This window comes from Kitasatospora sp. NPDC127035, assembly GCF_042726075.1.
GTDB lineage: Bacteria > Actinomycetota > Actinomycetes > Streptomycetales > Streptomycetaceae > Kitasatospora.
Map to the genome: position 1 here is coordinate 112,546 of NZ_JBHXDN010000012.1, position 24,054 is coordinate 136,599.

General features: G+C 75.6%; 14 protein-coding genes. 6 read left to right on the plus strand and 8 right to left on the minus strand.

Going from position 1 to position 24,054, the window contains the following annotated elements:
- Positions 1–47 precede the first annotated feature (47 nt).
- Entirely contained in the window at positions 48–1,124 is a 1,077-nt protein-coding gene (locus tag ACFWIC_RS10910; RefSeq protein WP_380517745.1) for a GAF domain-containing protein, read from the minus strand.
- A 405-nt stretch (positions 1,125–1,529) separates the two neighbouring features.
- Here ACFWIC_RS10910 and ACFWIC_RS10915 point away from each other — a divergent pair, with 405 nt between their 5' ends.
- The 5 genes from ACFWIC_RS10915 to ACFWIC_RS10935 all read left to right on the plus strand — a co-directional run bounded on the left by ACFWIC_RS10915 (position 1,530) and on the right by ACFWIC_RS10935 (position 6,934).
- Positions 1,530–2,801 carry an acyl-CoA dehydrogenase family protein gene (locus ACFWIC_RS10915; protein ID WP_380355478.1) on the plus strand — a complete coding sequence of 424 codons (1,272 nt, stop codon included), beginning with the start codon at positions 1,530–1,532 and terminating at the stop codon, positions 2,799–2,801.
- Positions 2,802–3,239: 438 nt separating this feature from the next.
- On the plus strand, positions 3,240–5,465 hold the full coding sequence (locus tag ACFWIC_RS10920) for a sensor histidine kinase (protein WP_380517748.1): 2,226 nt from the start codon (positions 3,240–3,242) through the stop codon (positions 5,463–5,465).
- The gene (locus ACFWIC_RS10925) at positions 5,465–5,896 is read left to right on the plus strand and encodes a roadblock/LC7 domain-containing protein (protein ID WP_329878217.1); all 432 of its coding nucleotides are present in this window, start codon (positions 5,465–5,467) and stop codon (positions 5,894–5,896) included. Before ACFWIC_RS10920 ends, ACFWIC_RS10925 begins: the two co-directional genes overlap by 1 nt.
- Positions 5,893–6,273, plus strand: coding sequence for a DUF742 domain-containing protein (locus ACFWIC_RS10930; protein WP_329878219.1), 381 nt, complete (start codon positions 5,893–5,895; stop codon positions 6,271–6,273). The genes ACFWIC_RS10925 and ACFWIC_RS10930 overlap by 4 nt, the downstream gene beginning before the upstream one ends.
- 88 nt (positions 6,274–6,361) lie before the next feature.
- Positions 6,362–6,934, plus strand: a complete 573-nt coding sequence (locus tag ACFWIC_RS10935; RefSeq protein WP_329878221.1) for an ATP/GTP-binding protein — start codon at positions 6,362–6,364, stop codon at positions 6,932–6,934.
- Between the two features lie 64 nt (positions 6,935–6,998).
- Here ACFWIC_RS10935 and ACFWIC_RS10940 read toward each other — a convergent pair whose 3' ends face one another.
- From ACFWIC_RS10940 to ACFWIC_RS10970, 7 genes are all read right to left on the minus strand, one after another.
- Positions 6,999–7,466, minus strand: a complete 468-nt coding sequence (locus tag ACFWIC_RS10940; protein ID WP_329878223.1) for a MarR family transcriptional regulator — start codon at positions 7,464–7,466, stop codon at positions 6,999–7,001.
- Between the two features lie 156 nt (positions 7,467–7,622).
- Complete coding sequence (locus tag ACFWIC_RS10945; RefSeq protein WP_380517752.1) at positions 7,623–9,797, minus strand: hypothetical protein; 2,175 nt, start codon at positions 9,795–9,797, stop codon at positions 7,623–7,625.
- The gene (locus tag ACFWIC_RS10950; protein WP_380517755.1) at positions 9,794–13,606 is read right to left on the minus strand and encodes a DUF5682 family protein; all 3,813 of its coding nucleotides are present in this window, start codon (positions 13,604–13,606) and stop codon (positions 9,794–9,796) included. The genes ACFWIC_RS10945 and ACFWIC_RS10950 overlap by 4 nt, the downstream gene beginning before the upstream one ends.
- A gap of 270 nt (positions 13,607–13,876) precedes the next feature.
- Positions 13,877–15,025, minus strand: a complete 1,149-nt coding sequence (locus ACFWIC_RS10955; protein ID WP_380517758.1) for an AAA family ATPase — start codon at positions 15,023–15,025, stop codon at positions 13,877–13,879.
- The gene (locus ACFWIC_RS10960; protein WP_380517761.1) at positions 15,022–20,217 is read right to left on the minus strand and encodes a hypothetical protein; all 5,196 of its coding nucleotides are present in this window, start codon (positions 20,215–20,217) and stop codon (positions 15,022–15,024) included. The genes ACFWIC_RS10955 and ACFWIC_RS10960 overlap by 4 nt, the downstream gene beginning before the upstream one ends.
- Entirely contained in the window at positions 20,214–21,068 is an 855-nt protein-coding gene (locus ACFWIC_RS10965) for a DUF4132 domain-containing protein (protein WP_380355459.1), read from the minus strand. The genes ACFWIC_RS10960 and ACFWIC_RS10965 overlap by 4 nt, the downstream gene beginning before the upstream one ends.
- A gap of 350 nt (positions 21,069–21,418) precedes the next feature.
- A complete protein-coding gene (locus ACFWIC_RS10970; RefSeq protein WP_380517764.1) occupies positions 21,419–22,621 on the minus strand; it encodes a PQQ-dependent sugar dehydrogenase in 1,203 nt (400 codons plus the stop codon).
- A 240-nt stretch (positions 22,622–22,861) separates the two neighbouring features.
- Here ACFWIC_RS10970 and ACFWIC_RS10975 point away from each other — a divergent pair, with 240 nt between their 5' ends.
- On the plus strand, positions 22,862–24,028 hold the full coding sequence (locus tag ACFWIC_RS10975; protein ID WP_380517767.1) for a GNAT family N-acetyltransferase: 1,167 nt from the start codon (positions 22,862–22,864) through the stop codon (positions 24,026–24,028).
- The last annotated feature ends 26 nt before the right edge of the window (positions 24,029–24,054 follow it).

Sequence of the window (24,054 nt, forward strand, 5' to 3'; positions counted from 1 at the left end):
CTCCTCGGGGGTGAGAGGCTCCCCGCCACGGTGGTACCGGCCCGGTGTCAGCCCGGGAGGACCAGCCCGGTCCCTCCGGCGCCGAGGCCCGGACGGACGGCGGGGGCGGCGCCGTTCTGCTGGAGGCGGTCGACCAGGAGCGCGGCGAGCGTGCCCAGTTCCTCCTCGGTGCGGGACTGCGCGGTGACGTCCATGCCGACGGTGAGCACACCGTTGACCTGGCCCGTCCGGGCGGTGCGCAGCGGGGTGCAGGTGAAGCTGAAGATCTGCTGGATCCGCTGGGCCTCGGGCCGGGCGGACTGGATGCGGACGTCGTTGAGCACGGTGGTGCGGCCGGTGTGGTACGCCTCGGAGACCGCCTGCTGGAGGCCGGCGATGCCGAGCTGCGGGTAGGCCTGGCCGATCGTGCCGTACGCCGCGGGGGCGCCGAAGATGTCGGCGTGCTGGGCGTTGGCGTAGCGGATCTCCTGACCGGGGCCGTCGGTGAGCATGATCGGGAAGGGCGAGCCGTCGAAGGCCGCGAACATCTCCTGCTGCTGGGCGAGCAGGTTGTCGCGCAGCCGGATCTCGGAGAGCAGGGCCTCGGCGAGGTGCTGGATGTCGCGCAGCCGCTCGCGTCCCCACTGGCGGGGTTCGCGGTCGAGGACGCAGACGGTGCCGATGACGGTGTTGGTGTCGTCGACGAGCGGGGCGCCGAGGTAGGCGCGGACGCCCCGCTCGTCGACGACCGGGTTACCGGCGAACCGGGGGTAGGCGAGGATGTCGTCCAGGGCGAGCGGCGAGCGCTGGGCGACGACGTGCGGGCAGAAGCCGTGACTCAGCGGCATCTCGCGGGTCGGGAGGTCGAAGGCGATCCCGCGATCCGCCCAGGAGGCACCTCCGTCGGACGTGACATCGGCGGAGTTTGGCGGAATGTAGAGCCCCCGGAACATCTGGCGCTCGTCGTTGATGAAGTTGACCATCGCGATGGGGGCGCGGGTGATGCTGGCGGCCAAGTGGGCGAAGCGGTCGAAGGCCTCGTCCGCCGTCGGTTCGTTGAGACCCAGGCTGCGCAGCCTGCGGGTCCGCTCGGACTCCCCGGCGGCACCCGGGAACTGGCCTTGAGTGCTCATCACATCAGTCATGGCGCACATGTAATCAGACATGCGGCGCTTTCCGCGCTCCCGGCCCACCACATCCAGCTTGCTGATGCTCAGTCAAAGGCGCATGTGGACGGCGACGTGGTCGACCCGGGAAAGCGGGTTGGATCATTTCCCCCTCCTGCGGCCATCTCAATCCTCGGTCGAACTCGGATGATCAGGATCTCGCCAATCGAAGATCAACTATGGAGCACTACCAAGCCACATATGACAATGAGCCCTGCCGAAAACGGTGGTTTCCTTCGGGCAGCGTTGGACATCGCCGATACTCCGCGCGCACCGGCTGCAATGGGGCAACCGGCCGCCACCCACCCCCACGCCTGGGCGACCGGAGCGGATCGGCTGCACGGACGGAGGCACGACCACCAGACGATCCGAGAGGACCCGGGCATGGCGATGGACTACTTCACCGACGAGCGACACGAATACCTCCGAGCGGAGGTAAGGGAGTTCGCGGAGAAGGAGATACGCCCACAGGTGGCCAGAATGGAGGCCGACCGCCGGGTCGAGTTCGAACTGTCCCGGGAGATCGCCCGTCGTGGCTGGATCGGAGTCACCATCCCCCGCGAGTTCGGCGGGCTGGGCCTCGGCCACCTCGCGAAGACCGTGATCGTCGAGGAGCTGTCCCGGGTCAGCGGCGCGATGGGCGCCATGGCCCAGGCCTCGCAGCTCGGTGTCGCCAAGGTCATCCACTTCGGGAACGACGTCCAGCGCCGCCACTGGCTCCCGAGGTTCGCCTCGGGCGAGTCACTGCCGACCATCGCCGTCACCGAGCCGGAGTCCGGCGGCCACGTGCTCGGCATGACCGGCACCGCCCGGCGCGAGGGCGACGAGTACGTCCTCAACGGCCGCAAGTGGTTCGTCGGCAACTCGCACATCGGCGACGTGCACGGTGTGGTGTTCCGGACCGGCAAGGGCAGCCGGGGCCTCTCCGCCTTCCTGGTGGAGAGCGACCGCCCCGGCTTCCGCACCGGCACGCTCGGCTCGCAGAGCGGCCTGCACGGCTTCAGCTTCGGCGAGATCCTCTTCGAGGACTGCCGGATCCCGGTGGCCAACCGGCTCGGCCGGGAGAGCCAGGGCCTGGACGTCGCCTACTCCTCCTCGACCCTGTACGGGCGACTGAACCTCGCCGCCGTGGCGCTCGGCATCCACGTGGCGATCGTCGAGGACACCGTGCGGTTCGCGGAGGGGCGGATGCTCTACGGCAAGCCCCTCTCCCAGCTGCCCAACATCGCCCTGAAGCTGGGCGAGATGCAGTCCCGCCTGATGACCGCCAAGCTCGCCGCCTACCACGCCTCCCACCTGCTGGACCACGGCAAGGCGTGCGACGCGGAGCTGATGAACGCCAAGCTGGTCAACACCGAGTACGCCCTGGACTCGGCCCGCAACGCGATGGAGATCCACGCCGCCCGCGGCCTGCAGACGGAGTTCAACATCGAGCGCTACCTGCGCGACGCCACCCACGTCTACCCGCCGGCCGGCACCTCCGACATCCAGCGGCTGCGGCTCGGCCAGGTGGCCTCGGGCACCTACGGCAAGCAGTGGTCCGCCGAACTGTCGGGCCTGGCCAGCTGGGCCTGGACCGAACTGGCCCAGCGCGAGGCGGCGGCCGAGGCCGCCGCGGAGGTCGGTGCGGTGTTCCGGATGCCGCTGGCCGGCTGAACCGCACCGGCGACGACCGGCCGGGAGCCCGGAGGGGCTCCTTCGGGATCTCTTCCGGCGAAACGGACGACTCTTCGGAACAGGCGCCCTTGACCTGTCCCTGACGGCCTTCCGGCGACCACCCCTCGGCCGCCGGAAGGCCGTCCGGCGTTTCCCGGAGCTCCGCTGACCAGCGGCGATCCCCGGCCCGACGGTCCGTCCGGGAACGGACCCATCCGTCACCGGCCGTTTACATATCGTCAGTTGATGTTGCAGTGAGGGCACCTGGGGCTGGTAGCGTGCCTGCAGTCGGCGGCCGTGCTGCACCCGTCCGGACGGTGACACCGCGTCATCCACGTCGGCGACCCTTCCGGGACCCGCCGGTCGTGGCACCCCCGAAGCCCCGGCCGGTACCGCACACGGGCGACCCCGCCGTTCGGCCCTGCTACAAGGAATCAGATGCCAGGCATATCGGCCCCCCGCACGGGCCACCGCGCCGGCCGGTCCGGCTCCCTCCGCAGCTCGCTCCTCGCGCTCGCGCTGGTCCCCTGCCTCGGCCTCGCCGCCGCCTGGGGCTACGCCGCCTACCTGCTGCGCGACTCCGGAGACACCACCGCCCTGTACGCCGGCAGTGCCGTCTTCGCCGCCGTCCTGCTCTGGAGCCTGGTCCGCGGCATACGCGTCGCGCGCTCCCTCCCGGCCAGGCTCTCCGGCCTGCGCGAGGACACCCTCGCGATCGCCCAGCACGAGATCCCGCAGGTGGTCGGCCGGCTCCAGTCCGGCGAGTCGGTCCCGTCCCCACCCGCCTGGGCCCCCGCCCGCAGGGTCGGCGACGAGGTGCAGCAGACCGCCGACGGCCTCGCCGCGGTCCGTCAGGCCGCGGTCGCCGCCATCATCCACCAGGCCCAGGGGCGCGAGGGGACGAAGAAGGTCTTCCTCAACATCGCCCGGCGCACCCAGATCCTGATCCACCGCCAGATCAGCATGCTCGACGCGCTGGAGCGCGAGCACGAGGAACCCGAGCTGCTGCGCGAACTGTTCGCCGTCGACCACCTCGCCACCCGGATGCGGCGCAACGCCGAGAACCTGGTCATCCTCGGCGGCGCCCTGCCCGCCCGGCGCTGGCGCAACGCCGTGCCCATGGTCAACGTGCTGCGCAGCGCCGTCTCCGAGACCGAGAACTACGCCCGGGTCGTCGTCCAGGGCGTGCCCCGCTCCTCGCTCAGCGGCCAGGCCGTCGCCGACGTGATCCACCTCGTCGCCGAACTGATCGAGAACGGCACCACCTTCTCCCCGCCGTACACCCAGGTCCAGGTCTCCGCGCAGGAGGTTCCGAAGGGCCTGGCCGTCGAGGTCGAGGACCGCGGCCTGGGCATGGGCGAGGACGAGTACGAGCGCCTCAACGACTACCTCGCCAACCCTCCCGAGCTCGACGTCTCCGCGCTCGGCGACGACCTGCGGCTCGGCCTCTTCGTGGTCGCCCGCCTGGCCGCCCGGCACGCCATCCAGGTCACCCTGCGCCCCTCCCCCTACGGCGGGACGCGGGCCGTGGTGCTGGTTCCGGCGGTGCTGCTGGAGCAGGCCGAGCAGGCGGCCTCCGTTCCCGGCCTGCCGGCCGGGGCCCGGGTCACCCGGACTCCGGTACCGGAGCCGCTGCCGGGCCCGGACGCGGACCTGGGCGAGATCGACGAGGAGCTGTCGGGGGCCCTGGCCGGCGTGCTCGGCGGGCTGCTGGGCACCGGGCCGACGCCCGGTTCCGGCGGCGCACCGGACTCGGCGCCGGGCGCGGTCGTGGGCCGGAGCGCGGACACCACCGCGGACACCACCGCGGTGACCGGCGACCTCGGCTACGTCCTCCCCGGCCACGTCCTTCCCGGCCAGGCCGTTCCCGGCCAGGTCGCGGGTGGGCCCGAGTGGCACGAGGCCCCGCTCGTGGACGGGACGCCCGCGAACGGCGTCCCGGTCGCCGGAACGACCGGCGGCGAAGGCGGGCTCGCCATCAGCGAGTTGCTCGCGCGCTACCCCATGGGCGGCGCACGGGGCGAGAACGACCCCGCCGTCAACGGCGGTCTGCAGGTGGGTGCGCAGATCCCCGGACTGCCCGGTGCGGTGGTCGTCCCACGACCCGTGCTGCCCCTGCCGTACGAGGAGCAGCAGGCGGGCGATCCGGCCGCCGGTCCGTCGGCCGGTCCCGCCGGGCCGTGGGAGAACGGCTCCGCGGAGACTCCCGGCGCCGGCTCCGACCGCAGCGACGGCAGCGGGAGCCACGCGCTCCCCGCCGCGCCCCGCACGCCGACGCACCAGCGGGCCGAGGACGAGGCCGCGGAGCACGGCCCCGACGGCGAGCTGCGCACCCCCCGCGTCCTGCCCCAGCGGGTCCGCAACGCCAGCCTCGCTGAGCAGTTGCGGGAGGCCCACGCCCCGGGCGCCATGCTTCCGCCGGTGGCCCACCCCGGCGCCCCGGCCACCGGCCCCGGCGCCGCGGCCCAGGGCCGGGACAACCCGTTCGGCCGGACCGGACCGGCGGCCCCGGCCGCCGACGACCTGATGCCTCAGCGCTCGCGCGCGACCATGGCCGCCATCCAGCGCGGCACCCGTACCGCCCGTGCGGCGGCACCCGACTCGGACGCACCGGCCACTCCCTCTGCACCGGCCGCACCTTCCGCAGCTAAGGAACAGCAGTGATGACGCAGCACACCGACACCCAGCGCGACCTCAACTGGCTGCTGGACCAGCTGGTGGCGCGGGTCCCGGAGACCCGGCACGCCATCGTCCTCTCCGAGGACGGCCTGCTGGTCGGGCTCTCCCAGGGCCTGGACCGGGCCGACGCCGAGCACCTCTCCGCCGTCGCCTCCGGCCTGCAGAGCCTCGCCCGCGGCGCCGGGCACCGGTTCAACGGCGGCCGGGTCCGGCAGACCGTGATCGAGATGGACCAGCTGTTCCTGTTCGTCACGACCGCGGGCCAGGGCGCCCGGCTCGCCGTCCTCACCAGCGAGGCGGTCGACGCCGGGCTGATGGCCTACGAGATCAACATGCTGGTCAAGCAGGTCGGCCAGTACCTCACGGCGGCGCCGCGCAGCGACGCCGGCCTGTCGGGCGCGGGTGGCAGTGCGTGACCGTCGACGCCGAAGAGGCCTGGTTCTTCGACAAGGACGCAGGCCATCTGGTCCGTCCTTACGCCATCACCAACGGGCGCACCGGACCGGTCCGTGACGGGTTCGCTCTGATCACCCTGGTGGTCACCGCCGACGCGCGCACGGACACCAGCCGGCTGACGCCCGAACCGGCCGCGATCCTCGACCTCTGCCGCGAACGCCCGCTGGCGGTGGCCGAGATCGCGGCCAGCCTGGACCTCCCGGTGAGCGTGGTCAAGGTGCTGCTGGACGACCTCGCCGAGGCCCGGATGATCCTCACCCGGGCACCCGTGCAGCTCGCCGAGGCGCCGGACATCTCGCTGATCCGGGCCGTCATCGAGGGCGTGCGCCGGCTCTGACCGGCCGTCGCCCGCCCGGCCGTCCCCGCGGCCGTCGCAGTCCCCCGTTCATTCGTGTTCCGTTCAGTTCCCTCCCAGGAGACCCGACGTGACGACCCAGAGCCTGGTGCCGGGCGCGGTCAAGATCCTCGTCGCCGGCGGCTTCGGCGTCGGCAAGACCACCATGGTCGGCTCGGTCAGCGAGATCGAACCGCTCCAGACCGAGGAACGGATGACCCGCGCCAGCATCGGGGTCGACAGCCTCGACGGGATCCAGGGCAAGTCCACGACCACCGTCGCGATGGACTTCGGCCGGATCACCGTCCGCGAGGACCTGGTGCTCTACCTGTTCGGCACGCCGGGCCAGTTCCGGTTCTGGTTCATGTGGGACGACCTCGCCCTCGGTGCGCTCGGCGCGATCGTGCTGGCCGACACCCGGCGGCTGGAGTCCAGCTTCGCCGCCGTGGACTTCTTCGAGCAGCGCGGCATCCCGTTCGCCATAGGGGTCAACTGCTTCCACGGCCGCCGCGACTGCACCCCCGAGGACGTCCGGCGCGCCCTGGACCTCGACCCGGGCGTCCCGGTGGTGCTGTGCGACGTGCGGGACCGCGCCTCCAGCAAGGAGCTCCTGCTCGCCCTCCTCGACCGGGTCCACCGGGAAGCACTCGCCGCCCAGCGCTGACGGGCCGCGCGGCTTCCGCGCGGCGCGGCGCGGCGCCGACGGACGACTCGCGGCCGGGCCCCGGTCAGGTCCTGACCGGGGCCGCAGGCGTCAGCTCCAGCTCGTACAGGGCCCGGACCAGGGGTGCCAGCTCGGGGACGTCGGCGGCCTTGGTGAGCGTCGCCTCCAAGGCCGCGTCGTGGACCGGCCGGGCGGCCGCGAGGAGCTCGCGCCCCTGCGGGGTCAGCTCGGTGTAGATGCCGCGCCGGTCGTCCGCACAGAGGTAGCGGCTGAGCAGCCCCCTGTCCTCCAGCCGCGTCACCAGCCGGGTGGTCGCGCTGCTGCTCAGCGCGGCCGCCCGGGCCAGCTGCTGCATCCGCATGTGCCAGCCGTCCTGCCGGGAGAGGGCGTCCAGCACCGTGTACTCGACCACCGAGAGCCGGTGCTCGGCCTGCAGCGCCTTCTCCAGCGCCGTGTCGATCTGACCGTGCAACGCGGCGAGCGTGCGCCAGCCGCAGGCGCGGATCTCGGCGGCATCGTCCTGGATACCCATGGCTGGAGCCTCTCTGCTGCCGGTCGTCCCTCTGGCGACGGTCCTGCCATCGCCGGTCGTCCACAGCCGGTCGGCGGTAGGACGACCGGTCGAACGTTTCATGTCCTCCCAGTATGCCATTCGGCGCCGTTTACCTGCTTGTGCAAGTACCTCCCCTTATGGCTGGGATGACAGCTGTGAATGGACGGACGCCCCCTCCCCGGCAGGCACCGGCCCGGCGGCGGGCACCGGCCCGGACATCGCGGACGTCCAGGCGGTCGCGCAGAGCGCCGAGGCGAGCTCCTCCCCGTACCAGGCGGCTGCCAGCCAGGCCACGGCGAACGCCTCGTGGTCGTCCGCGACCACCCGGCCGAAGACGTCGCGCGGCTGGTCCGCAGCCGCCGAACGGAGCCCGTCGAGCAGCGCGGCACCGGTGGCCAGACCCGCCGACCGCAGCCGTGCCCGGTCACCGTCCACCGACCGCGCGCCGTCGGCCGTCCGCACGGTGAGGGTCAGCGCGGCCCGGCCTCCGGTCACCGCCTGCTCGACCCGGCGGGTGAGCAGGTGGACCGGGGCCGCGGGGCCCTCCCGGTCCGGGAGGGCCGCCAGGGGGCCGGGGGCGGAAGGAGCTCCGGTGAGGCGTGACGCGCCCTCCGGTTCCGCGCCGGACGGGGTCGAGGACGGAGCCGGGGTCTCGGCCGGGGTCTCGGCCGGGAGGACGAGATCCGCCCGCTGGAGCCGCTCCAGACCCAGGTTGACCCGGTCCGCCCGGTCGGTCAGTGCGAGCGCCGGCTCGCCCGGGTGCGGACCGTCCGCCGGCGCCCCGACCGCAAGCAGCCGCAGCTCCGGCCGGGCCGCCCGCTCCAGCCGGCCGACCACCCTCAGCCGCAGCCCGGGAGCGGCGGCGAGCAGCGCGAGGTTGCCCCGGTGGGCCAGCCCCGGGTGGTCGTGCGCGGCGCGGAGCACCACGACGGCCCCGCCGCAGTCGGCCAGCAGTTGCAGTGCCCCGCCCGGCCCGTAGGGAACGGCACCGATCAGCGTCACCTCCAGGAACAGCAGCTCGCTCCCGGCGGGCCTGCCCTCCGGGGGCAGCGCCGCCGCCGCGAGCGCCCGCTCCACCTGCGCGGCGGGCGGCTCGGCCCACAGCCTGGCGATCGGCTCCGCCGTCCACGCGGCCCCCGAGGCGCGGACCGCGCGGACCGCGGCACCCGCGCCGAGCCGCCCGCCCGCCGACCGGGTGGCGCCCTGGACCGCCAGACCGGCCCGGGTGAACTCGCGGTGGCTGAGCAGCGCGTCCCCCAGCCGGATCGCCCGGTTCCCGGCACCGACCGCCTGCGGTGCCGCCGTCGTCGCGTCGGCGTGCGGCATGATCTCGGCGATCGTGTGCAGGCCGCCGCCCGCGTCGACCGCCCAGGTGACCGCACCCGCATGGGTGGGCGTCAGTACCGGCTCGCTGAACAGCCCGTACAACCGCAGACCGCCTGCCTCGCCGTACGCCTGGCGGGCGGTGCCGCGCAGGCCGGCGATGCCGACCGGGACGACGGACGGGGTACCGGCCGGGGCGGCGGACGCGGCGTCGGCCAGGGCCGTGGTGAGGCCGAGGAGCTCGCGCAGGGCGGCGACCAGGTCGGCCAGCCGGTGGTCCGGCTCCCCCGAACGGGCCGCCCGGACCCGGGTGACCACCGCCACGGCCGCGGCCGACGGCCGGTACAGCCCGGCCAGCCGCGCGCGGTGGGCCGCGCGCAGCAGCTCCGCCTGGAGCACGGCGCCGGCGCCGCCCACGCCGGCCGCCAGGACGGCGGCGCCCGCCCGGTGCAGGTGGTGCACGGCGGCCACCTCGGCGGCGGCGAGGACGTCGGGGGGCGCGCCGTCACCGGTCCCGGAAGCGGTCCCCGCAGTGGTCCTGGCAGTGGTCCCGGCAGTGGTCCCTTGAGCGGCGACCGGAGTGCCGGCGGGCGGGGCCGCGGCGGCCGGCCCCGCCCCGTCCGTACCGGCGCCTCCGGCGCCCGGTCTCCCGGCCGGTTCCTCGTCCGTGATCGGGCAGACGGTGACCGCCGCCGCCCGGTGCACGCACGCGGGTGCCAGCAGGCAGCCGCAGCGGACGTCGGCCTGATCGGCGATCACCCCGCCCGGGGCGTGCAGGACGAGCTCCGCCTCCTCGTCCACGGCGATCCGCCAGTCGTCGCCGGTGCGCTCCACCGGGCGGCCCGCCAACTTGGCCGCCGCGCTGTCCAGCCGCTTCTGCAGCCGGGCCGAGAGCCCCGCCACCACCTCGGCGACCACCTCCGGCCTGATCGCCGGCCAGTCCGCCCCGGTCTCCTGCACCGCTCCCACCGCTCCCGTCTCCGTCATCGGACCTTCTCCCCCACCCAGCGGGCCAGTTCGAGCGGGCTGAGCGCCGCCACCGGCATCCCGGCCGCGACCAGCCGGCCCGCGACCGCCTTCGAGTACCGTGCCGTCCCGGTGTCGTCCAGCGCGGCGCAGCCGACCAGGTGGCAGCCCGAGTCGACCAGCGCCCGGGTCTGGGCGAGCAGCCCCCCGATCGGGCCGCCCTCCTCGAAGTCGCTGACCACCGCGACCAGCGTGCGGGACGGCACGGTCACCAGCTCCCGCGCGTACTTCAGGCCGGCGGCGATGTGCGTGCCGCCGCCGATCCGGACCTCCAGGAGCAGGCTCAGCGGATCCTCCACCCGGTCGGTCAGGTCCACCACCTCGGTGGAGAAGGCGACGAAGTGGGTGCTCAGCGAGGGCACCCCGGCCAGGATCGACGCGGTCAGCGCCGCCCAGACGGTCGAGGCCTCCATCGAGCCGGAGACGTCGACGACCAGGATCAGCCGCCAGTCGGACGCCTTACGGGCCCGGGTGCGGAACACCGGCCGCTCCGGGACGATCACCAGGCCGCCGCCGGGGCTGCCGGGCGGGCCCGGTTCGGCCGGGCGGGCGGTGGCGAGGTTCGCGCGAATCGTCCGGTGCAGGTCCAGCCCGCCGCCCGGGCGGCGGCTCGGGCGCGGCACGCTGATCCCGGTGAGGGCCGGGCGCAGCGTGGTCGCCAGCTCCCGGGTCAGCTCGTCGACCAGGCGGCGGACCAGCGGGCGCAGTCCGGCGATCCGGGCCTCGGGCAGGCCGCCCGCGTGCTCCAGCACGGTGCGCAGCAGGTCCACGGAGGGGCGGACGGCGCCGGGGTCGATCGCCGCCAGGGCGTCGGTCCGGCCCCGTTCGACGGCCGCCGCCAGGACCTCCTCCCGGATACCCGGCCCGAACAGGGCGATGAGCTCCTCGGACCACTCCCGCACGCCCGGGAACGGCGCCTCGCGTCCACCGCGGTTCCCGCCGCCCCGGCCGTCCAGGCCGGGGCCGGAACCCTCGCCGTGTCCCGTCCCGTACAGCTCGTCGAGGGCGGTGGCGAGCCTGGCGGAGCGCCCGCCGAGGCCGCCGTCGCCGGGCCGGCCCAGCAGGAGCCGCCACCGCTCGGAAGGGCCGAGGGCACGGGCGGGACCGGCTGCGGGGTCGGCCGCAGGACCGGCTGCGGGAGCGGCCGGGCGGTCGGCGGACGGGTCTGCGGCGGGGACGGGTGCCGCGCCGGACGGGCGGGCCGGAGTGCCGCCGGGAGCCGGGTGCGCGCCCGCGCGGTCCGGCGCGGTGAGCGCCGCCGGGAGCAGTCCTCGACGGCCCAGTGCGGCCCGGGCGGCCAGGTCGGCCCGGGACCAGTCGGCGAGCAGGGCCGGCGGCACCTCCTCGGGCAGGACGTCGAGACGGGCGCCGAGCCGCTCCTCGACCAGGGTCAGCAACCGGTCGCGGGCGGCCGGGCTGAGGGTGTCGAAGCCGCCGCGCAGCGCGGGCAGGCGGTCCAGGAAGGCGTCGTCCGCGAGGGTGACGACCCGTTCCAGCACCGGTTCGAGGACTTCGGGAGCGCTCGCGAACAGGCCCTCGGCCGCCGTCAGCAGTCCGACCAGCGACCGGCCCAGAGCCTGCCGTGCCTCGGGACCGGTGGCCCCGTCCACCCAGGAGGCGGCCCGGCCGCCGAACACCGCGGCTTCCTCGTGTCCGAGCAGCACCCGCACCGCGCCTGCCGCGCCGCGGACCAGCGGGCTTCCGCCGTCGGAGAGTTCGGCGAGGGCGTGGCCGAGCCGCAGGCCCCCGGCGAGGTCGGCCCGCCGGGCCAGTTCCACCAGGGCCCGGGCGTCGGCCGGCTCGTCCGAGCCGCCGAGCCCTTCCAGTTGCCGGACCGCGGCCACCGTCACCACCTCCGCGGCGGCGGCGAGAGCCTCGGCCCTGCCCGACCGGGCGGGGCCGGGCGGTACCGCCGGGCGGTCCGCGTCGTGATCGGCGTCGCCGCCGGCGTCGTGACCGGTGCCGGACGGGTCCGGGGCGAGGCCGGGGACGTGGCCGGCGCTGAGCCGGTCGACGAGGGCGAGGGCGTCGAGGAGTTCGGGGAGGGTCCCGCTCTCGGGGAGGACGGCGGTGAGCTGGGCGAGGCGGGAGTCGGCGAGGGCGGGGAGCCCGCAGGCGGCCGCGTCGGCCAGGCCCCGCAGGACCTCGCGCGCGGTCGGGCCGTCCGCCTGCCGCTCACGGCGCAGCTGTTCGCGCAGGGCGCCTTCGGCCGCCTGGGCCGGGGTGACACCCCGGGTACCGGCGACGGTGAGCATCGCGGCGGCGGTCGGGGTCCACTGGACGCGCCAGCGGGTGGAGAGGGTCTCGGTACCGCCCGCGCCCGTGGTGGCGACCGGGTCTCCGTACGGGACGCCGCAGACGGCGAGCCGCTGCAGGAGGAGTTCGCGGCGCCGGTCGAGGGACGACCGGAGCGGGTCGAGGCGGAGATCCCGCGGGGCGGACTCGGCGGTCTCACCGGGGCCGGGCAGGCCGAGTTCGGCGAGCAGCGCCTCGACGGCGGGTGCGAGGCCGCTGCGCGGGGCGGCCGGCGCCGGCCGGCCGGTGCGGGTGCCGACCAGGACGCGTTCCAGGGCGCGGGCGACGGCCCTGCCGCGGCCCAGTGGCTCGCCCTGGGCGAGGGCGGTCTGCACCGCCTCGATCAGTTCGCCCCGGCCGGGCGCGGCGAGCCCGCGCAGCCGGGCGAGGTCGCCGGCGATCCGGACGATCTCGCGGGCGTCGGCCGGGCCGGAGGGGTGGTCCTGGTTGCGGAGCGCCTCGCAGATGCGGACGGCGGTCGTGGTGAGCGCCTCGGCGAGCCGGTCCGGGTCGCCGCCCGCGTCGAGCACGGTGTGCTGCCACTCGGGGTCGCGGATGCCGGCCGGGTAGCCGGAGCGGGCGTCGAGCAGCGGGTAGGTGTAGGGGATCAGCGAGACGACGTGGCCGCCGCCTGCGGGGGCCGGGTCGGCGGGGTCCGCGGCCCGGGCGGCGTCCCCGGGGGCGGCCGGGCCGGCGGCCGTCAGCGCGGGGGCGTGGAACGCGCCGATCACGGCGGCCACCCGGCGTCCACCCGCCGCGGCCTCCTCGATGCGGGACCGCATCCAGTCCTCGCGCCGCAGGTCGTACGGGTCGACGCCGGGGCCGTCCTGGGCGTCCCGGCGCAGCGCCCAGCCGACCAGCAGGGCGGCGCGGCGGACGGCCTCCGGTGCGGAGCCCGGGGCGGCCGTCTCGACCAGGCGGTCCCAGAGGTCGTCGTCCTCGCGGCCGGTGAGGCGGTGCCGGAGGGCGTCGGCCACCCCCGGCAGGGGGCCGGCGGCGGCCCGCTCCCCCGCCGCCGGGGCCGAACCGCGCTCGGCGCCCCGAAGGGCGAGCGGCAGGTCGCAGGCGACCGTCTCGACGCCGTTGCGGCGGGCCCAGCGCAGGGCGGCCAGCTCCGGCGAGAAGTCGGCGAAGGGGTAGAAGGCGAGCCCTCCGGCGCCGCGCCCCGCGTCACCGCCGTCGTCCGGGCCGCCGGGCGCGGCGGCGAGGGCGACCGGCGCCCGGGTGGACTCGTCCGCCAGCCAGTCCAGCCAGGGCTGGAACTCGGCGGGCAGCTCGACGAGCAGCACCTCGGGCCGGGCGGCGTCGAGCAGTGCGGGCACGACCGCGCTGAGCGAGGGCGCGTGGTGGCGCACCCCGATCAGGTACGGCCCGGGCGCACCGAGGCCGGAGTCGGCCAGCCGGGCCGCTTCCGCCTCGACCACGCCTCGCGGGTCGTCGACGCCCGCCTCGTCGGGCAGCACCGCGCTGCTCATGTGTTCACCTCTCCGGTGTGGAACGGATCTGGATGGGGCCGGGCCGCCGGGCGGGCGGGTCGGCCGGGGGGACGGGGAGCCGCCGCGGTGCCGACCGTCGCCGGGTGGCTCTGGTGCGGTGCGGCGGTGGGCGTTTCGGGGCGGGGTGCGCCGGTGCGGGTCGCGCACACCGCGCACCGGGCCCGGCGACGGTGGCCGCCGCAGGCCCGGCGGATGCCGTCGGGGCCCGGCCGGAGGCCGCCGGTCCCGGTGGCGGTGTGCGCGGTCACCTCACGACTCCAGCGCCGTGCGGAGGTCCCAGAGCGTGCGCCAGGTGCCGGCGCCCTGTTCGGCGCGCCGGCGGACCGGGCCGTCCCAGTAGCCGAGCAGGCGGGCGCCGTCGGCGGGGTCGTCCTTGCGGACGACCCCGATGAGCTGGCCGGGCAGGCGCCCGAGCAGGTCGCCGCCGTCGGGGAGGTAGGCCGCGGTGACGCCGAGGGCCGTGGCCACCGAAACGGCCTCGGCGGTGCTCATCACGGTGGACGGGCGTTCGACGTCCCAGCCCTCGGTGGAGCGGCCGGTCCGCAGGTCCCGGAAGGCCGTGACCAGCGCCTCCAGGACCGCGTCGTCGACCGCGTAGGGGGCGCCGGCACGGGCGACCGCGGCGGTGGACTGACGCCGGACCAGCTCGACCTCGGCGGCCAGGCTGCCGATCGGACCGACCGTCTCGAAGTTGAACCGTCGCTTGAGCGCGGCGGACATCTCGCTGACGCCCTTGTCCCGCAGGTTCGCGGTGGCGATCAGGGTGAAGCCGGGCACCGCGTGCAGCTGGCCGTCCGGACTCCCGGCCAGCTCCGGGACGGCGATCCGCCGTTCGGAGAGGAGCGAGACCAGGGCGTCCTGGACCTCGGGGAGGCACCGGGTGACCTCCTCGACCCGGGCGACCGCGCCGGTGGTCATCGCGGTGAGCACCGGGGACGGCACCAGGGCCTCCCGGCTGGGGCCCTTGGCCAGCAGGAGGGCGTAGTTCCAGCCGTACTTGAGCTGGTCCTCGGTGGTGCCGGCGGTGCCCTGGACGGTGAGTGCGCTGGTGCCGCAGACGGCGGCGGCCAGGAGTTCGGAGAGCATCGACTTCGCGGTACCGGGCTCGCCGACGAGCAGCAGGCCGCGCTCGCCGGCGAGGGTGACGACGCACCGCTCGACGAGGGCCCGCTCGCCGACGAACTTCTGCTCGATGACGAGGCTCTTCCGCCCCGCCTTGAGCTTCTCGCCGTCGCTGCCCATCACGAAGGTGATGACGGCGCGCGGGGTGAGGCGCCAGCCGGGCGGCCGGGGGCCGGAGTCGTAGGCGGCGAGGAACTCCAGTTCGGCGGCGTGGCGTTCCTCGGGCGGGACGACCTGCCGGGCGGCCGCGGGTTCCGTGGTGGTGGGGGTGGTCATCGGCGGGCCTTCCTGCGCTTGCCGGTCTGGAGCTCTTCGTAGCCGGGGGTGTCCCCGTCGGTGACGCGCTGCCAGGCCCGGGCGAACAGCTCCGGGACGGCGTGGCGGGGCAGCGCGGTCCGGTGGGTGGGCAGTTCGTAGAGCCCGGCCTTCCAGGTCTCGGCGGGCAGGGCGGGAGTCTTGGCCTCCTGCCAGCCGCCGGGGAGGAAGAGGGTGCGGCCCGCCCGGGCCCGCTTGGCCTCCAGGACCAGTCCGGATCCGGCGAGTTCGGCCCGGGCCCGCTTCAGGCGGGCGGGCTTCCAGCCCGTCCAGCGGGCGGCGTTGCGGTCGGTCGGGTCGGGGAGGGCGAGCAGTTGGAGGTAGAGCGCGGCGGCGTCCTCACCGAGCTCGTGGGTCTTGGCCACCTCGGCGACGAGGTCGGGCACGCTGACCTGCGGGTGGTGCGGCCAGGACAAGTCGGACCCGTCGGCCCCGTCGGCCCCGTCGGGGTCCGGAGCCGGTCCGGCTCCCGGCAGGGCGGCCAGCCGGTCGAGCTCGCCGCCGAGGATCGTCCGGATCGCGAGCACCTGGTCCGCGAACCCGTAGCCCTCGGCGAGGCCGCCGAGCAGCTCCAGCACCGGGTCGTCGGCCCCGGTGAGGCCGGCCGGGCGCAGCCAGATCTGCTCGTCGCCGTGGCCGGGCGACAGGACGACGGCGTCGCCGCACCGGACCAGGCCGTCGGTGTCGGCGCCGCCCTCGACGGGCAGGCCGAACCGGGAGCGCAGCACCTCGGAGACCGGGCGGCCCTTGACGGTCTGCACGTAGCCGTAGCTCAGCAGCAGCTCGGGGTCCGCGAGGCGGGCGCGCAGCGCGACGGCGGCCCCGGGCAGCGACGGGCGCAGCGGGCTCTCGTAGGGCAGGTGGTAGGCGAGCCAGCGGACGGCGTCGACGGCGCCGGTGAGGCTGTCGTACGCCGGCAGGGCGGCGGGGTCGTCGGGGCGCAGGCGCAGTGAGCCGTCGTCCTCCTCGGGGCGGAGCCGGTGGCGGGTGGTGCGGCTGAGCCACGGGGTGCGGGCGACGTTGAGGATCTCCTCGATGTGCGCGATGGTGGCGCCGCTGACGGTGGCCTGGATCTCCTCGGGCAGGGTGACGAGCCTGCCGAGGCGTTCGGTCCAGAGCGCCGCAGCGGCCGCGGTGTCGGGGCCGTCGGTCCAGAGGCTCGCCGGGTCCGCGGGCAGCAGGGCCGCCCAGACGTCGGTGAGGACGGTCCGGTCCCGGTCGCGGACCCAGTCCCGGGCGGCCTTCGCCTCGGAGGACTTGAGGCCGTACTCCTTGAGCCGGTCGGCGGGCAGCGGCGCGCCGTACCACTGGACGAGGGCGGCGGTGGGGCTGAGCAGGAGGGTGGCGCGGACGGCGCCGATGCCGCTGCGGTCGCCGAAGTCGGCGGCACGCTCGGCCCGGTGGGGGATGCCGCCGTGCAGGGCGAGCAGGGCGGTGAAGCGGGTGACCCAGTCGGCGGTGAGGGTCTCCTCGGTGCTGCGCTCCTGCTCGGCGCCGAAGTGCGCGACCTGTCCGAACGCTCCCGACGGGTCGTGGTCGACGGCGAGCCAGTGCACCCGGTCGTTCTCGTGGTGGCGGCAGCCGAGGATGACGACGGTGCGCTCGCCGTGCCGCCACACCTGGCCGGCCCGCTTCTCGTGCTTGCCCTTGGTGGCCTTGGGGTCGGTGAGCGGTTCGGTGAGGGTGACCTCGCGGACCGTGGCGCCGCGGTCGGCCAGGGGGCCGGCGGTGAGTTCGGTGAGCAGCAGCGCGAGCGAGGCGCGTGCGGCGTCGGAGGTGAGCGGGGCGGCGGCGGCGTAGGCGGCGGTGCCGAGCCGGCCGAGCAGGTGCAGCCAGCCGTGGTGGTTGTCGTCACCGTGCAGCTTGATCCGGTGCGGCGTCGTCCAGCTCTCGCCGGTGGCCGCGGGCGGTGCGGCGAGGACGGCGGTGACGGCCCGGAGGTTGTTGAGGACGCGCCAGTTGGCGGACCGCTCCCAGTTCCGGCCGAAGCCCCCGATGTCCGGCAGCAGGAGGGTGACGGCCTCGCCGAGGTCGTAGTCGGAGCCGTGCTCCGGCCGGTAGGCGAAGGCGGTGGTGCCGCTGTCCGCGGAGGCCTCGGCCTCGGCCTCGGGCTGCGGGACGTACCGGGAGATCGTGTCGAGCAGGTCGGCGGCGGTCCGGGCGAGCCCGGTGACCCCTGCGAGCAGCAGCCGGTCCCCGATGCCGGGGAGGATCCCGGCGACGTCCTGGACGGGGAGCCCCTTCTTGGCCTTCTTGCCGCTGACCAGCCGGCGGCGCACACCCTGGGTGGTGAGCCAGAGCTGGCGCTCCTCGGGGACGGGCTCGGCGTCGACCGGCCAGGCCGCGTCGATCAGCCGGGCGGCCTGCTCGGCGGTGACGGTGCGCAGGTGGCGCGAGCCCTCCTCGTCGCGCGGCCGCAGGACGTGCCAGTAGGGCAGCGGGGGCACCAGCGCGGTGCCGGCGGCGCCGCGGCCACCGGGGCGGCAGAACCGGACGTCGGCGGTGGCTCCGGCGGCGTCGCCCTCGACGACGGCCGGCCCGGCGACGGTACCCGTGGCCGTGGCGCCGTCGGTCGGCAGCACGATGGCGAGGTGGTCGTTGGGGAGTTCGACGAGCAGCGGGTGGGCGCCACCGGGCAGGCCGAGCCGGCCGAGCGGGTAGAGCTTGGCGTGGTCCCTGGTGTTGTGCAGGACGAGGGTCGTGCCGTCGGCGGTACCGGTGGTGACGCGGCCGCCCTCGACCCGGAGCCAGCTGCCGACCGCGGAGCCGTCCGTGCCGAGCGGGGTGTCCTCCAGCCCGGGCCGGAGGGGCAGCAGCAGGGTGCGCCGGACGTCGAGCCGGCCGGCGGCCGCGGTGGCGGCGATCCGGGGCGGTTCGGCGGCGCGGCCGAGGGTGCCGGTGGCCGGGTCGAGTTCGGTGAGCGCGGCGGTGCCGCGGCCGTGGCGGACCGTCCAGTAGCCGGTGCCGTCGCCGAGGACCCGGTACTCCTCGGGCATCCGGGTGTCACCGGGGTGCAGCGGGCGCTCGCCGGTGCTCCTGCCGCCGCCGGGCAGCGGGAGCGACGGCTGGTCGGGCTCCTGGGACCCGCCGTAGTAGTAGGCGATGGTCGCGCCCCCGAGGTCGAAGATCTCGGCGGGACGGCTGGACCAGTAGGCGCGCTGCTTGCGCTCGTGGAACCAGGCGACCAGCAGCTCGCCGTCGACGAAGCGGAACCGGGGCCGCTGCCAGGACTCCTGCTTGTCGGGGATGCGGACGGCGTGTTCGAGGAGGATGCCCTCCGCGCCGACCACGAGGGCCTGGTCCCCGCGGACCAGGATGAGGTGCGGCCAGGCGTCCTCCAGGATGAGGCCCTCGGGGAGCGTCTTGCTGTCGCCGAAGCCAGGGGCCTCACTCTTCTTGACACCGAGCCGGGCGAGCGCCTCCTCCAGCGCGGGCCAGCCGAGTTCGTCGAGGATGCCGGTGCGCAGGCTGCGGGCGAGCAGGCCGGCCACGTCGAGCGCGGCGATCCGCTCGGCGGCGGCCGGGTTCTCGGTGCGGATGGCGGCGCGGCTGGAGGACAGCCCGCGCAGCAGTCCGACGGCGGTCGAGAGGCCGCGGACGGCGGCGAGCTCGTCGGCCCGCGCGTCGGACCACTCGACGAACAGCTCGCGCAGCACCGGTACCGCCGTCACGCCCTTGGTGCCGGCGGCCTTCCAGACGTCGGGGACGGCGGCGCGCAGGGACGGCCGGAAGCGGGCGTCGGCGGCGACGGCGGCGAGGTCGCGCCCGTCGGTGCCGGAGGCCTGGACCCAGCCGGAGAGGTGGAAGGTGTGCCCGTCGGACGGGTCGGCGACCGGGACGCCCTCGGCGAGCAGCAGATCGAGGAGTTCGATCTGGGTGGCACTGCGGCGCACCCCGGTGAAGAGGTCGACCGGGACGGCCTCGGCGCGCAGGCGCGCCGCCATCCGCGCGGCCAGGGCGAGGGTCTCGGCGCTGAGGCCGCGATCGCGCCAGCCGCGGCCGAGGTGGTTCACCCAGCGCTGAAGCCAGGCGGCGGCGGGTTCCGCGGGCGCGCCGCCGTCGAGCGGCTCGGCGGAACCGGCGGGCGCGGCCGAACCGGTGACGTCGGTGAGCAGCCGGTCGGCGCCGCTCTCGGAGAGGACGGTGAGCCAGGCGGTGTCCTGGCCGTCGCGGTCGTCGGAGCCCGCGGGGTCGGGCAGGATCTCCAGCAGGCGGGCGCGGACGGTGTCGTCGCGCCGGGCGAGCTCGATGACGGCGTCGTGCCAGCTCTTCCAGAACGCGGTGGGTGCCCGGTTGACGGCGGGCGAGGCGAGCAGCTCGGCGAGCAGGACCCGCTCGTGCTCGTCGCGGTCGAGGCCGGCGGCCCGGAGCAGGGCCCGGGCGTCCTCGGCGACCCCCGCGTAGGGGGCCATCCCGGCCGCCGAACGCTCGGTGCAGAGCTGGCTGAACCGCTGCCAGGCGGTCACCGGGTCCAGCCGGACGCTCAGCTCCTTGACGTACTGGCGGAGCGCCTTGACGGTGAGCGCGCCGGCGAGGGCGAACTCCAGGAAGACGGCGCGCAGCCGCTCCTCGTCGACGGTCAGGTTGTGGGTGCGCTCGGCGTCGCGGGCCTTGCCGAAGAAGGTGCTCGCGTAGGTCTGGTTGCCCTGTTCGAGGAAGATCCGACCGACCTGCTCGCAGTAGGTGGGCAGGAAGTGCGGCACCGCGCGGCCGAGCCGCTTGGCCAGCTCCTCGAAGCCGTCCTTGGCGTGGCCGGGCTTGGACTTGGCCTGGCGGGCGAGCCGCTCCATCTCCTTGACCAGCGCGAGCGCGTGGTGGCCGTTGGCCGGGTCGTGGACCAGCGCCCAGGCCGGGAAGCCGAGCGCCTCCTGCCGGACCTGGCCGACCTCGGCCGGTTCCCCGGCGGGCACGAGGCCGAGGAAGTCCACCGCGAGGTCCTCGGCGGGACCGAGCGCGCCGGGCACCAGGCGGACGATCCGGCGCTCGCCGAGCACCGGGTGGGCGTAGCTGCGGGCGGTGAGGACGTCGGCGACGGCGTCGGGCGCGCCGGCGCCGGGCAGGGTACCGGGCGGAAGGACCGCCCCGGCGTCCAGCAGGCGCTCGCTCAGTTCGGTCCCGCGTGCGGTCCCGCGCTCGGCTCCGGTGGTGCTCATTCGGCTTCCTCCCCTTCGATCGTGCGGCCGGCGTACAGCGCGGCGGCCATCCGCGTCCCCTCGGACCAGGCGACCGGTCCGACCTCGGCGAGCGGCAGGACCTTGCCGTCCGGGCCCGCCCAGCTCAGCGAGCCCGTCTCGCACTCGTCGTACTCGTAGTAGTCGCCGACCCAGACCCTGGCCTCCAGCGCGCGGCCGTCCTCGACCACGGGCAGCACGGCGTGACCGCCGCGGACCCGGTAGCCGAGCCGGGCGCACCGGCCGAGCAGGTCGCGCAGCGCCGCGTAGTGACCACCGGCGTAGGTGTCGACCTCGGTGCCGGTGGTGTCGGCAGGCCGGTGCCAGACCTCCCGGTACAACTGCTGGACCTGCTGGGAGACGCCGAGTTCGACGGCGAACTCGCGCAGCTCGTCCAGGTCGGCCAGCAGGACCGGGTGGGGTATCAGCAACTCGTCGGCGGTCAGGCGGACGGTGTCGCCGTCGAGGTCGACCAGGCCGATCCCGCGCTCGGCGTCGGCACCGCGCAGGAACCCGGCGACGGCGCCGTCGGAGCCGGTGACGACCAGGTCGCGCAGGACCTCCTGCCAGGCCTCGTCGGCCCAGACGGCCGTGACGACGGCGGCGGGCACCGGCAGCGAGCGGACCATCCACCGCTCGACGCTCTCCAGGCAGCCGCGCCGGTGTGCGGCCAGCCACTCGGTGAGCTGCTTGAGCCCCACCACCACCGGATCGTCGTTGAGCTTCGACGGAAGGCTCTTCAGCGGACGCCCCGCCGCATTCCGGCAGAGCACCTTTCCCTCTTCGTCGAGGGCGACTTGATAGCCACCCGCACCCGTATCCACCCACGCCACGGCCGCTCTCCTCCCAGCTGGTCGGTCAGTGATGGAAGGAACGTAACGGGACACACTGACAACGCGACCGGCGGGGGCTGGCCCCGAGCGGATCCCGATTCCAAACCCCTCGAACGAATGAACTAGCGCAGCACAGAACGGCAGCGCAGAACGGCTGCGGAACGGCCGCGGAACAGCTGCGGGAAACGGCCCCGGCGCACGGACGCCGGGCGCCCCGGGGAGCGGGGACGCGGACCGGAGGCCCGGCGCGGGGCGGCGGAACGGGGCGGCGGAACGGCCGGGCGGAGCGGCCGGGCGGAGAGGCATGACCGGCAGACGGGTCCCGCCGGCAGGGCGGGCCCGGCGAGCCGCTACGAGACGGTCAGGCGGAGGATGCGGTCGTCGCCGGGGCGCGGCTCATCGCGGCCGTCGGTGTTGTTGGTGACGAGCAGCAGCGTGCCGTCCCGGTCGGCCACGACGGTCCGCAGCCGGCCGTAGTCGCCCGACAGGAACTCCTGCGGCTCAGATGCGAGTTGATCCCCGTTGAGCGGGACGCGCCAGAGCCGCCCGCCGCGCAGCGCGGCCAGCCAGACGGCACCGTCGGCGTAGGCGATGCCGCTCGGGGAGGCGTCGGCGGTACGCCACCGGGCGACCGGGTCGGTGAACTCCGGGCGACCGCCGACGCCCTCCACGGTCGGCCAGCCGTAGTTGCCGCCGGGAGTGATCAGGTTCAGCTCGTCCCAGGCGTCCTGACCGAACTCGGAGGCCCAGAGCCGGCCCTGGGGATCCCAGGCGAGGCCCTGCACGTTGCGGTGGCCCAGCGACCAGACCGGCGAGCCGGGGAACGGGTTGCCGGCGGCGGGTGCGCCGTCCGGAGCGAGACGGAGGATCTTGCCGCCCAGGGAGTTGCGGTCCTGGGCGAGTGCCTTGTCGCTCGCGTCGCCGGTACCCGCGTAGAGGAAGCCGTCCGGACCGAAGCCGATGCGGCCTCCGTTGTGCCGCGAGCCGTGCGGGATTCCCTTCAACAGGACTTCGGGAGCGCCGAGTTGCTCGCCCGCCGGACGGGTCGGGTCGTAGTCCAGCCGGATGATGCGGTTGTCGTCGGCGGTGGAGTGGTAGGCGTACAGCCGGTGGTCGGTGGCGAATCCGGGCGAGAGGGCGAGTCCCAGCAGGCCGCCCTCCCCGCCGGAGGCGACGCCGGCGACGGTGCCGACGTCGGTCCTCGCGCCGCTGTCGGCCGCGACTCGGACGATCCGGCCGTTGTCGCGTTCGCCGACGAGGAGGTCCCCGTCCGGAAGGACGGCCAGGCCCCAGGGGGCGTCGAGGTCCTGCGTGACGGTCGCCCGGACGTTCACCGCCGGTGCGGCGGGGGGCGTGGCGGCCGGGGAGGTCGCGGGCGGCGTCGCGGGTGTCGTCCCGGCGGCCGTCGGCACGGGGGCCGGCGAGGAGGCGACGAGCGTGCCGGTGGGTGCCGGGTCGGCGGCGCGGTCCGGCGCGGCGGCGGAGGAGCAGCCCACGACGGCGGCCGGTCCGAGAAGCAGGGCGAGCAGGGCGGCGGCGGAGCGGCGGAGCATCGGTGACCCTCCCGGAGGCGGCAGGCGCATGGCGACACGAACGTCCGGCGGACGCTCTCCCAGCAGACCACATCGCCGGACGGCACGGTCAGCAACCCGCCGCGCCCGCACGGCCGACCGGGCGCTCCCGCCCCCGCCCTCGCTCCGGTGGAGCACGGCACAGGGGGGCGGGCACCTGCCGCCGGGCGAACTCGCCCGATTCCCGCACGGGCCGCGACATTCATCAGTAAGGTGTCACATGTGACGCATCTTGCGAACGGCGTGATCCGCCCGTTCTGGCCCGCCACCGACTATCCGGCGCTGGCCGCGCTCCTGTCCTCCGCCGGGCCGGAACAGGTCACGGCGGCGGAGCTCCGGGCGCAGGACGAGGTGATGCCTCCCGTCGGCAGCCTTGCCACCGACCCCGACGGCCTCCTGATCGGGCACGGCCGGATCCGTCTGGTGGATCCCGGGCCGAGCGGCGGGCTCCTCGCGTTCGCGACCGCATGGCGGGCTCCCTGGACGCCGCCGGGCGACGTCGCCTCGCTCGTCGTCGGCACGCCGGGCCGGGCTCCGGAGCTCCTGCTCCCCCTTCTCGACGGGATCGAGGACTGGGCCCACGGCGCGGGCGCGCGCCGGCTGCTCGGCGAGCTGCCGGACCACGGCGAGTCCGCCGGGGCCGCGCCCGACGCCGACGGAGCCGACGCCCACCGGACCGCCGGCGGAAGCGAGGGCGACGGCGAGAGGCGAGACAGCACCGACGACAGCGGCCGGAGCGCACGCAGCAGCGGCCACGCAGGACTCCTCGATCTGCTCATCGCCCGTGGCCACCGCATCGACGCCCACATCCGCACCGCCACGGCCCGGCTGGAGCCGCGCACCCTCGCCCCGCCGCCACCCCTCGGCATCGACCTCCGCACGCTCGCCACCTCCGGCGCACCGCAGCCGGCCCGGCAGCTCCACCGGCTCTACCGCGAGACGTTGAGCGACAACCCGGGCTTCACCGACGCGGTGCCCGGCTTCGAGCGCTGGCACGCCGAGGCGTTGTCCGGCCAGGGCTGCCGCCCGGACTGGGTGTTCACCGCCGAGGCCGCCGGCCGGATCGTCGGCGTCACGGCCGTCCGCGAGACCGCCGACCCGCGCGTCTGCCACATCGACTTCACCGGCGTCCTGCGCTCCTGGCGCGGGCGCGGACTGGCCCGGACGCTCAAGCTGCACGCCGCCCGACACCTCGCCTCCCGTGGCGTGCGGACCGCGTGCACCGAGGTCGAGGCGTCCAACATCCCGATGATCGCGGTCAATTCGGCTCTCGGGTACGAGTGGGGCCCCGGCCACCGCCGGCTGGTCAAGCTCCTCCGGCCCGCCGGGAACCGCCGACCGCAACCGCCCTCCGGCCGGCGCGAAGGCCCGAACGCCGTCCGCCCGTAGCGCGGTCGACCGACACCCACGGGCAC

Coding starts and splice junctions, on each gene's coding strand:
- ACFWIC_RS10910 (WP_380517745.1), bottom strand. CDS start 1,124: ATGACTGATGTGATGAGCACTCAAGGCCAGTTCCCGGGTGCCGCCGGG.
- ACFWIC_RS10915 (WP_380355478.1), top strand. CDS start 1,530: ATGGCGATGGACTACTTCACCGACGAGCGACACGAATACCTCCGAGCG.
- ACFWIC_RS10920 (WP_380517748.1), top strand. CDS start 3,240: ATGCCAGGCATATCGGCCCCCCGCACGGGCCACCGCGCCGGCCGGTCC.
- ACFWIC_RS10925 (WP_329878217.1), top strand. CDS start 5,465: ATGACGCAGCACACCGACACCCAGCGCGACCTCAACTGGCTGCTGGAC.
- ACFWIC_RS10940 (WP_329878223.1), bottom strand. CDS start 7,466: ATGGGTATCCAGGACGATGCCGCCGAGATCCGCGCCTGCGGCTGGCGC.
- ACFWIC_RS10945 (WP_380517752.1), bottom strand. CDS start 9,797: ATGACGGAGACGGGAGCGGTGGGAGCGGTGCAGGAGACCGGGGCGGAC.
- ACFWIC_RS10950 (WP_380517755.1), bottom strand. CDS start 13,606: ATGAGCAGCGCGGTGCTGCCCGACGAGGCGGGCGTCGACGACCCGCGA.
- ACFWIC_RS10955 (WP_380517758.1), bottom strand. CDS start 15,025: ATGACCACCCCCACCACCACGGAACCCGCGGCCGCCCGGCAGGTCGTC.
- ACFWIC_RS10960 (WP_380517761.1), bottom strand. CDS start 20,217: ATGAGCACCACCGGAGCCGAGCGCGGGACCGCACGCGGGACCGAACTG.
- ACFWIC_RS10970 (WP_380517764.1), bottom strand. CDS start 22,621: ATGCTCCGCCGCTCCGCCGCCGCCCTGCTCGCCCTGCTTCTCGGACCG.